The organism is Usitatibacter rugosus (genome assembly GCF_013003965.1).
Taxonomy (GTDB): Bacteria; Pseudomonadota; Gammaproteobacteria; order Burkholderiales; family Usitatibacteraceae; genus Usitatibacter; species Usitatibacter rugosus.
Window position 1 is genome coordinate 2628540 of sequence record NZ_CP053069.1, and the last position, 11429, is coordinate 2639968.

Here is an 11429-nt window from a genome sequence, read left to right on the forward strand (position 1 = left end):
TACTGGACTGCGTCACCGGAAGCTGCACGTCGCTTTCGGTGACGCGAACTCCTGGCGGGTGATGTTCTTCACCTGCGCCACCCCATCCAGCGTGTACGCGAAGGTCCCGTGCTCGCGGTCGCTGAACGTGAGCGTCACTTGCCCCACCTCCGTCGTCTGGATCGAGCCCACGTTCCACGGCAGCGTGTTGAACGGATTTCCCTTCGCGCGGTGGATCGACCCGGTGAACTGGTCGCCCAGCCCCACGCGCCGCACGTTCGACATGAGCAGCCACTGCGCCTTGCCGCTCAAGTCATACGTGAACCACGTCGCGAAGATGAGATCGCCCTGGTGCGTGATGTTCAAGCCCCACCCTGACTCCGAAGCGTTCCACCACGTGTCCTGGTAGTTCACGATGGCCGACGGCGCACCACCCGTGAAGCATTCGGGGATGGCGTTGCCGAACTCGGTGCGCGTGAGCGGCTTCGTCTGCGTGATGCCGTTTACCGTGTAGTCGAACTTGCCGGCCGTCGTGCTCGAGAACGTGAACGTCCCCGTACCGACCTCGGTGACCTCGACCTGCTTCGGATCGAACGGCACCGCGTTGAATGCGGGCCCACGTGTCGTGTAGATCGTCCCCGTATAGACGCCGGGACCGGTGCGCTCCGCACGCGACATCAGGTACCACTGCCCTTCCCCATTCGCGCCGTACGTGAACCACGTGGCGAAGAGGATGTTGCCCTGGTGCGTGGTGTTGATGCCCCAGCCGGATTCCTGCGGGCCGGCCCACCACAACGCCTGATACGCATCGGCGACGGAAGCCACCGGCGGCGGCGGACGCACGTAGATGCCGGGGCCGCCCGGATCGCTGATGGCGCCGTTGGCCGCGAGATCGTCGTCGCCCAATCCACCGTCGACGATGGAGAGCGTGATCGTGTTGCCCGCGATCGTCGCCGGCACCGTGTACCAGTGAGGCGCGGGCGCGGCTGCGGTCGGACCGTACTTCCAGTATTGCGTGCCGTCGGGCAACGTCTGCGGATACGTCAGCACGATCGTGACCGTCGAGCCCGGAGCGCAGCCCCCCGCATCGAACGCGAAGAGACCGTGCGGGAACTGCACGTTCGAGGGGCCCGTTCCCGCAGGCGGGGACAAGGGATCGCCCGTCAACGGAATGAACGAGGGATCCACCGAGAACTCGCAGGCCCCACCACCGCCCGTGAGGTTCGCCGCGATCGTCCCCGTGCCGGTGGGGCTCGTGCCGCCGCCGGTGAATCGGCCGGGCGTGATCGAGAACGGCGCGGAGTCGACCGACGTGCCGACGGCATTGCGTGCACGAACGACGCACGTCACCGGACCCGCGGGCAATCCGCCCACCGTGAGCGGCGAGGCCGGCCCTGTGGCGGTGCGCGCGCCGCACTGCGCGGTGTAGTCGAGGATCGCCGAGCCACCGTCCGAAGCGGGGACCGAGAACGTGACGAGCGCGCTCGACGTCGTCGGCAGCGTGACGTTCGTGATCGTCGGCGCCGAGGGAACGGCCAGTACGGTGAGCGTGATGTCGTTGCCCGTACCGCCCGCGTACGAGATGCGGAATTTCGAAGCGCCCGCCGTGACGATCGCGCCTTCGGGCAAGCCCGCGAACGTGCCGGCGGTCGCCGAAGGACCCAGGTTGTCGACGATGCGAAACACGTCTCCGGTCGCGGGTGCGTAGCCGAGCGCCACGTTGAGAGCCCCGCCGACGCTTGCGCCAATGTTCGCGCGAACCTGGTCGTATTGCGTGCCGGCAGCGAGCCCGCTGATCTCGACCTCGAGCGTGCCGGCCGCGAGGTTGAGAGAGTCGACGGTGAAGAGGCCGGGGGAAAGGCCCGGCGCGAACGAGCCCGAGCTGTTCACCGCCGCGGCGCTGCCCGTCCCCATCAGGCGCGCGTTGTTGGTGATCGTCCCCGCGATCGAGCCGGTCAAGGAGAGCACGCCCGCCTGGACGTTCACGGGCCCGTTGAAGGGGCTCGCGCCGGAGAGCGTGAGCGTTCCCGCGCCGCTCTTCACGATCGTCCCGGAGCTCTGGAAGACATTGGCCATCGTGAGCGCGCCGGCACGGTCGACCGTCAGCACGTCGTTGACGAAGACGAGACCGGTACCGAGCGTGCCGGTCGAGCCGCCGACGCCGACGTTCAGCGACGCGTTGACGTTGAGCGAGCCGGAGTAACCGCTGTTGTCGCCCGTCAGGATCGTGGTCTCCGCGAGGGTGAGCGTGCCCACCCCTTCGATGCGTCCGTTGAAGTTCGTGGGCCCGCGCAGGTTGGTCGCGGTGCCCAGGAGCAGGCGGCCGTCACCCTGGAGGTTGCGCAGGCGCACCGTGCCCGGGGTCGCATTCACCTCGATCGTCGCGCCCGCCGCGACGTAGGTCGACCCAAAGGCGTCGGTGGCGCTATTGAAGAAGGTGTTGCCGAATCGCACGGTGCCTCCCTCGACGCGGAAGGCCGTGCTGAAGTTCGTGAAGCTGCTGAAGCCGCTCAGGGGCACGTCGATCGCGAACGTGCCGCTATTCACGGGATCGCCGATCAGGTACCGGTCCGTCATGTTGCTGATGCCCATCGACAGCGGGTTCACCGTGACCCCCGCCGCCACCGTGAGCCGGGCATTGGCGTGGGCGAACTGCAAGCGCACATCGGAAACGCCGACCACGAAGTGGAGCCGGCCGTCCTCGATCCTGAACTGGTTGATGACGGCGCCGCCCCCGGCTGTCGCCAGCGGGTTGGCGATCGTGACCGTGCCGCCTCCCCTCACGTACGTCTGGCCACTCGTGCGCGTGCTGGGCCCCGACAGGCGCAGGTCGCCCGGGCCGCTCATGAACAGCCGGCCGCCCGTCGTGAGCGGGTTCGGCATGTCGTAGACGTTCGAGCGGTTCACGTTGACGATCGCGCCGGAAAGGAAATTGCCGAGGATCGTGACGACGCTCGCCGGCGGTAGTGCGCCCGATGTCCCGCCGGCACCGAGGTTCAGCGTGCCTCCGACCGTCGTCCCTCCGGTGTAGGTGTGGTTCCCCGTGAACGTGATCTCCGCGCCGCCGGCGATCTCCAGGCTCCCGAAGCCGGTGATCAGGCCGTCGAACTGGCTCGTGCCCGTGAGGATCGTGTTGAGGTTCAACTGCGACTGGAACGTGCCGGTGCCGCGCAGGTTGTTGATGGTGAGGGGATCGCCATTGTTGCGCAGCGTCGCTCCCGCGTTCACCGTCGTAAACCCGACGTCGCGAAGCAGCGGCAACGAGTTCGGGCGGCCGATGACGACCGTGCCGCCGCCCGCGACGAACTCCGCCGTGGGATCCGAGATGTAGGCCGTCGCGGGCTGGCTGATGTTGACGCTGCCCGTCGCCAGGGGATCGCCGAACGTCGCGACGGAGTCGTGCTCGAGCTCGAGCGTCACGGTGGGCTGGAAGAAGATCGTCGTGCCCGCTTCCGCCGAGACCGTGCTGGACGTGCCCGCGGCGAAGTTGATCGTGTTGCCCGAGATCACCACGATGCCGCCACCCGTAGCCACGTAGCGCCCTCCGGAGAAGATCCACGCGGTGGGTGACTGGACCTGCGCCGTGCCCATCGAGATCGTGCCCGCGCGCGCTTCCACGCGGGGGATCCCGGTGCCGAGGGGGTTCGTCAGCGCGAACACGAGGGTGCCGGGACCGTCCTTGAGGATGGTGCCCTGCAGCCTCGTTCCCGTGAGCGTGACGGTCACGCCCGCGGGCACCACGATGGGAGCGCCGGAGAGCGTGATCGTGGTGGCGAACGTGATCGTGTCGCCGTCGGCCGCGCTCGCCGCGCAGGCGAGCAGCGTCGCCTCATTGGTCGCGGGGCACGCCGCCGCCCGTGCGCCGAGCGGCAGCGCGAGGGCGGCGACGGCCAGGGCCTGCAGGACCTTCCTCATCGCCGTCATCGCCGTCTCCCTAGCGGAAGCTGCACATCGCCTTGGGCGATGCGAACTCCTGCCTCGTGATCGCCTTCGTCTGCGACACGCCATCCAGCGTGTACGCGAACGTCCCGTGGTCGGCGTCGCTGAAGGAGAGCGTCACCTGGCCGACCTCGGTCACCTGGATGGAGCCCGTGTTCCACGGCAGCGTGTTGAAGGGGTTGCCGCGCGCCCGGTAGATCTTCCCGGCGAAGCTGTCGCCCAATCCAACACGGCGCACGTCCGACATGAGAAGCCACTGCGCCTTGCCGCTCGTGTCGTAGGTGAACCACGTCGCGAAGATCACGTCGCCCTGGTGGGTGATGTTCAAGCCCCAGCCGGACTCCGAAGCGTTCCACCACGTGTCCTGGTAGTTCACGATCGCGCTCGCCGGGCCGCCCGCCGTGCACTCGGGAATGGCGTTGCCGAACTCGGTGCGCGTGAGCGTCTTCGACTGCGTGATGCCGTTCACCGTGTACTCGAACCTGCCGGACGTCGCGCTCGAGAACTTGAACGTTCCGGTGCCGACCTCGGTGGCCACGACCTGGCGCGAATCGAACGGCACCGCGTTGAAGGCCGGGCCTCGCGTCGTGTAGATGGTCCCGGTGTACTCGCCGGGTCCCGTGCGCTCGGCACGCGACATCAGGAACCACTGCCCTTCCCCGTTCGCGTTGTACGTAAACCACGTCGCGAAGAGGATGTCGCCCTGGTGCGTGGTGTTGATGCCCCAGCCGGATTCCTGCGCGCCGGCCCACCACAACGCCTGGTACGCGGGCGTGCCGGCGGTCGGAGGCGTCACGGGAGCCGCCCTCGGCGCCGCGGGTCCGCCGCCGATGATGACCTGGCCCGGCGTGGGCTCGGCGTCGTCGGTGCTGTCGTCCATGATGCTGAGCGTGACGGTGTTGCCCGAGATGACCGCGGCGGATAGCGGCAGCGCGTACCAGTGCGGCACGGGATTGCCGGCCTCGATGCCGTAGACCCAGTAGCGCGTGCCCGCGGGCAGCGGTGCCGGGAAGGTGAGCGTGAACGTGACCGTCGAGCCCGGCGTGCATCCGTCCGCGATGAGACCGACGATCCCGTGCGGGAAATCGAGGTTCGCCGGCGGCGCATCCGGAGCCGCGGTGACCGGAAGGAGGAACGGCGGAATGGTGAAGCTGCAACCGCCGCCTCCGGCGACGTTCGCCGTGATCGTGCCGCTGCCCGTGGCACTCGGGCCGGAGAAGTCGAAGAGGCCGATGGTGACCGCGAACGGCGCCGAATCGGGACCGTTGCCCAGCGCATTGCGAGCGCGGGCAACGCAGGTCGTCGGCCCCGAGGCGACACCGGACAGCAGCGCCGGCGACGAAGTGACGCCCATCACGGCGGTGGCCGCGCACGTGACGGTGTAGTCGAGGATCGGCGAGCCGCCGTCGGAGGCCGGCGCCGTGAACGAGACCTGCACGTCATTCGGGAAGTCGGGGTCGGCAGGCATCACGCCCGTGATCGTCGGCGCGCCCGGAACGCTGATCGCGGTGAGCACGATGTCGTTGCCGTTGCCGCCCTGGTAGGTGATGCGGAAATTCGTCGCGCCGGTCGCCAGCAGCCCGCCTTCGGGGAGGCCGTTGAAAGAGGCCGGCGTGCTCCCGGTCGCGACGTCCACGATCGTGAACGACGTGCCCGCCGGCGGGACGTAGCCGCCGACGAGGATCACGCTGAGCGGCGTGGCCGAGAACGAGCTGAAGCTCGACACCTGCAGCTGGTCGTATTGCGCTCCGGCCGTGGAGCCGCCGATCTTGATGCTGACCTGGCCACCGACCAGCGAGGGTTGGCCCCCATTGAATATTCCGGTCCCTGCGCCGACGCCGGGCTCGACGATCCCGCCCGGCGCCACCTGGAATCCCTGCACGATGCCCGTGCCGCGCAGCACCCCGCCTGCACCGGTGATCTGCGGACGCGCCGCCAGGTACGTGCCCGTCACGACGAGGGTCGCGTTCGGCTGGGTACGGAAGTTGCCGACCGACGTCCCGGTGCCGGAAAGGATGAACGTGCCCCCGCCGTTGAACTGGATGGAGTTGCCGCTGAGCGTGTTCGGGATGTCGAGCGTGTCGGAGCGGACGAAGGTCACGACGCTGATCACGTTGATGGGCCCCGTGCCGAGCGTTCCGGACGCGCCGCCGTTGCCCACGGTCAAGTTGATCTGGGCTTCCGTGCCGCCGGTGTAGGTGTTGTCGCCGGTGAGCGTGACGGGCGAGGTGACGGTCCTCACGCCTCCCGCGCCCGAAATCACGCCATCGAAGGTGCCGCCGCTCAGCTCGAGCAGGCTCTGCTCGACGATGACGCTGCCGTCGCCCTGCAGGTTCGCGACCCGCAGCGGCGTCACGCGATTCACGCGCAGCGCGCCCGGTGCCGTGACCTGGGTATTGATCGCGGTCTGGAACAGGGTGCCATTGAACGGATTGTTGACCTGCAGCTCGCCGTTGACGACCTGCAACGATCCGATCGGCAGGCCGGTCGTGCCGCCGGCGAGCTCGATGTACCCCGCCCCGCAATCGTTGAAGCGGAGCACGCCGCTCGTGTTGCTGGTGATGAGCCCGGTGAGCACCAGCGTCTGGAAGTCGGTGGCGCAGATCGTGGGCGAGCTGCCGGCGCCGAAGGTGATGTTCTTGTTCAGCGTCATCGTGGCGGTCGCCTGCAGCCGCCCGGTGTTGATGTTGAGGTTCGGGCCGACGCCGAGCGCGCCCGCGTTGCCGATGCGAAGCGTGCCGGCGTTGATCGTGGTGTCGCCGAAGTACGAGCTCGTGGTGTTGAGGTTCAGGGCGCCGACGCCGTTCTTGACGACGCTGCCGGATCCGCTGATCGTCCCGCCGAGCGTGAAGTTGGCCGCCGCCGTGTCGATCACCAGCGTGGCGTCGTTCTGGATGGCGAGGTTGTAGTTCTGGTTGGTGCCGGAGCCGTCGCCGAGCTGCAGCGTCCCGCCGCTGATCGTGGTGCCTCCCGTGTGCTGGAGCAGGCCCGACAGCACGAGCGTTCCAGCCCCGATCTTCGCGAGCGCGCCGTTGCCGCCGATGCTCGCCGGGAAGTTGCCGCTGCGCACGCTGACCGTCGAGGCGCCGGCCGACGCGATCGTCAGGCCCGCGAAGATGTCCGGCGCCTGCAGGTTGGCGATCGTGAGGTTGTTGCCGTTGTTGGAGAGGCCCCCCGTGTTCTGGATCGTCAGCGAGGCCGCGGCATCGGACAGCAGCGAGAAGTTCGGACTGCCCGCCGTGAGGCTGGTCCCGTCGACCACGATCGTCGAGTCCGCTGCCGCGCTGGAAGGCGCTCCCGGCAAGAGGAACACCCCGCCCTGGCGCCCCGGGCTCCCGAACCGGGCCTGCGAGGAAGTCTGGAGGGTCACGTTGGTCACGAAGAGCCCGATCGACTGGCCTGTCACGGCGGAGATCACGCTGGTCGTGCCGGCCGTGAAATCGAGCGTCGAAAAGGTGGGGTTCGCGAGGCCCGTCGCGACGAGCTGGCCACCGGCCATGAGGAGGCTGCCCGAACCCAGGGCGCCGGTGGCGCCGATGAAGATCGTTCCCGCGGAAATCTGGACGACGCCCAGGGAGTTGTTGGCGTTGATGGACAGGGCCGCGGCGCCGGTCTTGTTGAGGTTACCGAAGAGGCGAAAGGCGCCCTGCACCAGGGTCTTGTCCGCGACCACCAGGACGGGGCTTCCACCGCCCAGCGTGATGTCCGCGGACAGGGTGATGGTGTCCCCGGCGCCGGGGCCGGACGCACAGGCCAGGAAGGTGGCCTCGTTGTTGGCCGGGCAATCCGCGGCTGACGCGGCGGATGGCGCGAGAGCCGCGGCCGCCACGACGAGCAAGGGGAGAAACGAACGGATGCGACGCTGGATATCTGCCATGGCCCGGCTCCTGGTTTCCCATCGATGGGATGGGAGCAGTGTCGGGAAAGGCCGGCAGGACGGGTGTTAATGCAGCGTTATCGCATCGTCAATGCGAGGGCGGGCGAAGGCGCCGGGAAAGGCGGCTGTAGGGAATACGCGCCGCCCCCGGCTGCAGATGTTCCTTTAGTACGGGCAAGTGCCGCCTACGGATAGCGGCAGACCGCCGATGCGTCCTTGAAGACCGTGCGCGTGATCGCCTTCTGCTGCGTGATGCCGTCCAGCGTATAGGCGAACGTGCCGTTGCTGCGGTCCGGGAAGCTCAGCGTGGCCTCGCCCACCTCCACGAGGTGCAGCGACGAGGAATCCCAGGGCTGCGCATCGAAGCGGTTGGCGCGCGAGCGATAGATCTTCCCGGTGTACGTGTCGCTTCGCTCCACGCGCCGCAGGTTCGACATCACCAGCCATTGCCCCTTGCCGGAAGCGGCGAAGGTGAACCACGTCGCGAAGATCACCTCGCCCTGGTGCGTGATGTTGAGTCCCCAGCCCGATTCGGAGCCGCCCGCGTTCCACCAGAGGTCCTGGTAGTTGTCGATCGTTCCCGTGGAGCCGCTCGAGACGCACTCCGGCACGACGTCGCCGAACACCTGGCGCGTGATCGGCTTTGATTGCGTCACGCCATCCAGCGTGTACGCGAACGTGCCTTCGGTGGCGCTCGTGAACGTGAGGGTGCCCGTTCCCACTTCCGTTCGCGTGACGAGCCGCGGATCGAACGGCACCGCATCGAACGCGGGTCCGGTCACGCGATGGATCTTGCCCGTGAACGAACCGTCTGCTGCGCGCTCGGCGTTGGACATCACCAGCCACTGGCCGTCGCCGTTCGCGTCGTACGTGAACCACGTGGCGAAGATCGTGTTGCCCTGGTGCGTGGTGTTGATGCCCCAGCCGTTCTCGCGGCCGCCCGGGCTCGCCCACCACGTGCCCTGGTACGCGACCGTCGCCGGCGTGAAGACCGGCGGGTCCGGCACGCGCACGCCCAGGCCGCCGAGGTTCGCGATCGCGCCGTTCGCGGCGAGATCGCTATCACCGGCGCCTCCGTCGACCAGCGTGATCACGAGCGTGTTGCCGGCGAGGGTGGCCGGGAACGGGGACCAGTGAGGCACGGGATCGGACACCGTGGGCCCGTACTTGAAGAATTGCGCCTTGCTCACCGGCAGGCCATCGGGATACGCGAGCGTGAGCGTCACCGTGGCACCCGGCGTACAGCCGACGAGGCTGAAATCGAACAGCCCGTGCGGGAAGGCGACCATCGGCGGAAGCTCCGGCGGCGAACGTGGATCGCCGACCGGCGGCACGAACGCGGGCGTCGGAGCGAACGAGCATCCCCCGCCACCGCCGGCGAGCGCCGCGGTCACGACGCCGACCCCGTCCGGATCGGGACCCGTGACGTTGAGGAGCGTGGGCGTCACGGTCACGGGCGCGGAGGCCGGACCCGTTCCCGCCGCGTTCACCGCGGCGACCGTGCACGTATAAGGCGTGCCGTTCACCAGGCCGGTGAAGTTGCGCGAGAGCGTGGAGACCGTCACCGTGATTGCGCCCGGATTGCAGATCACCGTGTAGCCGGTGATCGTGAGGCCGCCGTTGGATAGGGGCACGCCGTACGAGATCGTCGCGTTGGCATTGCCCGCGCTGCCGCCAACGCCGGTGGGCGCGGAGGGCAGGCCGACCGCAGTGAGCGTCACTTGCCGGCCGCCGGCGCCCGAGGCATAGCTGATGCGAAAGAGGTTGCCGCCGATCGTCGTGAGCGCGTTCGGGGCGAGGCCCGCGAACACGCCGCCGATAGCCTGCACGCCGGCGTTCTCCACGATCGTGTGCGCCGCGCCCACGGTGTGCGTGTAGCCCGGGGCGAGCGTGACGGAGAGCGTCGCACCGCCGAGGGTGATGTTGCCCGCAATACGCGCGCGCGCGGTCGTCGGTCCGATCGTCGCAAAGTACGTGACGCCGCCCGCGAGGCTCATCGTGCCGACGTTGAGCAGGCCCGAGCCGCCGACGCCGGGATTGATGGCGCCACTGGTGGCCACCACGCTGGGTACGGTGCCGGTCCCGGCAAGCGTTCCGCCGGAAACGGTCGCGGAAGGAATCGATCCGTTGACGACGAGCGTGCCGCCACCGACGGTCGTGCCGCCCGTGTAGGTGTTCGCCGCCGCGAGCGTGACCGTGCCCGGGCTCGTCTTGCTGACCGAGCCCGTGCCTGCGATCGGGTCGCTCAGCGTGGAGCTCACGACCGTGTTGAGCGAGAGCGTGGACGAGCCATGCAGGTAGATCCCGCGCCCGTCCGCGCTGCCATTCGCGTTACCGGTACCGGCCAGGGCAATGTTGCCCGACATCGAACCTTCGGCGAATGTGACGGTTCCACCCTGGCGCACGAAGATGGCGCCTCCGTAAGCCGAGCCTCCGTTGCCGCGCGAGCCGCCCAGTCCGGTGCCGTAGTCACCGCCCGTTCCGCCATTGCCACCGCCGAAGCCGCCGGCGCCGCCCGCCCGTTCACTCGCACCGCCGGCACCGCCGCCCCCGAATCCACCGGGCGCGCCGGTCGTGGTCCTCAGGTTCTGGTCGAGGCCCGCGCCGCCGCCGCCGCCGAAATCGCCGCCGCCGCCGCCGCACGCATTGTCGCTGCCGCCGCCGCCCCCGCCTCCTGGCGCACCGCCTCCACCCCCGCCGGTTTGGTAGTCGAAGGGCGGAGCCGCGGGATCGGTCGAACCATTGCCGCCCGCACCGCCCGCGCCGGCCGAACCGGGCGAACCCGCGACGTCTCCGCAGCCTCCGGTGCCCGACGTGCCCGGAAAGCCGAGCGAAGCGCCGCCTGCGCCGCCGGAGTAGCCCCCACCGCCTCCGCCACCGGGTCCGCCCCCGCCGCTGCCGGACGAGTAGGTGTTCCCGCCGAGACCGCCGGCCGCGCCGCCATTCACGAATCCGGGATTGCCTTGCTCCGCGGTCGTCGACGAGCCGCCCTGACCGATCAGCCCACCGCCGCCGCCACCGCCTGTATAGCGGCTGTTGCCGCCGTTGCCGCCCATGCCGCCGCCGCCCGGGCCCGCGGCCCCGGCGGACTCGGCCGCGATCGCACCCGCATTGCCGCCGAGCGCGACGTTGTCCTGGAAAGCGACGCCGCTGACGATGACGTTCACGCCGCTGTTCACGAAGAGGCCACCCCCCGCGCCCATCCCGCCGCCGCCGCTGGAGCCTTGGCCGATGCCGCCGTCGCCGCCCTTTGCGCGGGCGTTCCGGATGACGAGGTCGCGGAGCGCTCCGTCGCCGGCGAGGAACATGAACGCGCGGTAGAGCCCGATGCCGTCGATGATCACGCCCGGCGAGCCCTGCACGACGAGAGGTCCGATGCTCGGGGGCAGCGGCGAGGCCAGCGTGATCGTGCCGGTCACGGAGAAGGTGATCGTGTCTCCGCCGGGATTCGCGTTGGCCTGGTCGATCGCGTCGCGCAATGACCCGCCTCCGGAATCGGCGAGCGACGTGACGTCGAAGGTGGCGGAGTGTGCCGACGAAGCGCCCGCAACGCAGGCGACGAATAGCACAGCCTTGACGGCATTCGCGACACGCCCTGAACGTGTGCGAAGGAGCGAAGTGCGCATGATCGTTA

Annotated in this window: 3 protein-coding genes; all 3 read right to left on the reverse strand. The window is 69.1% G+C overall.

Going from position 1 to position 11429, the window contains the following annotated elements; all coding sequences use genetic code 11:
* Positions 1-12: 12 nt before the first annotated feature.
* Positions 13-3903, reverse strand: coding sequence for a beta strand repeat-containing protein (locus tag DSM104443_RS12405; RefSeq protein ID WP_171092676.1), 3891 nt, complete (start codon positions 3901-3903; stop codon positions 13-15).
* Positions 3904-3913: 10 nt separating this feature from the next.
* On the reverse strand, positions 3914-7795 hold the full coding sequence (locus DSM104443_RS12410) for a beta strand repeat-containing protein (protein ID WP_171092678.1): 3882 nt from the start codon (positions 7793-7795) through the stop codon (positions 3914-3916).
* A gap of 185 nt (positions 7796-7980) precedes the next feature.
* The gene (locus DSM104443_RS22060; protein WP_281359524.1) at positions 7981-11421 is read right to left on the reverse strand and encodes a choice-of-anchor U domain-containing protein; all 3441 of its coding nucleotides are present in this window, start codon (positions 11419-11421) and stop codon (positions 7981-7983) included.
* Positions 11422-11429: the final 8 nt, after the last annotated feature.

Coding starts and splice junctions, on each gene's coding strand:
- DSM104443_RS12405 (WP_171092676.1), bottom strand. CDS start 3,903: ATGACGGCGATGAGGAAGGTCCTGCAGGCCCTGGCCGTCGCCGCCCTC.
- DSM104443_RS12410 (WP_171092678.1), bottom strand. CDS start 7,795: ATGGCAGATATCCAGCGTCGCATCCGTTCGTTTCTCCCCTTGCTCGTC.
- DSM104443_RS22060 (WP_281359524.1), bottom strand. CDS start 11,421: ATGCGCACTTCGCTCCTTCGCACACGTTCAGGGCGTGTCGCGAATGCC.